This window comes from Frankia sp. Mgl5 (assembly GCF_023242985.1).
Lineage (GTDB): Bacteria > Actinomycetota > Actinomycetes > Frankiales > Frankiaceae > Parafrankia > Parafrankia soli.
Window position 1 is genome coordinate 1 of the sequence record NZ_JALKFY010000228.1, and the last position, 254, is coordinate 254.

Sequence of the window (254 nt, forward strand, 5' to 3'; positions counted from 1 at the left end):
AGATTTGCTCTTGCTCTGTTTCCCCGACCTTTCGATGGGCGCCTGCCTGCCTGCCTAGCCCGATGAAAAAGGAAAGCAAGGCGAGCACCCCTGTGACGAACCCAATCAGCTTTGCATCGAGGAAGAAACCAATCAGGGCAGCGAGTCCCAACAGCCCTGTGCTGGCAAAGGCGATGGTTACCTTGCTGTCTTTCTTTTTCATTTGCCGGGAGGCGCCTTGCTCTCTTCTGTTTGGCAGTTCGTGGTGTTGGCTT

Annotated in this window: 1 protein-coding gene; it reads right to left on the reverse strand. The window is 54.7% G+C overall.

The window, feature by feature from the left end:
* Positions 1 to 202 (reverse strand): hypothetical protein (locus MXD62_RS09130; RefSeq protein ID WP_248828939.1); only part of this gene is annotated, 202 nt, incomplete at its 3' end.
* Between the last annotated feature and the right edge of the window lie 52 nt (positions 203 to 254).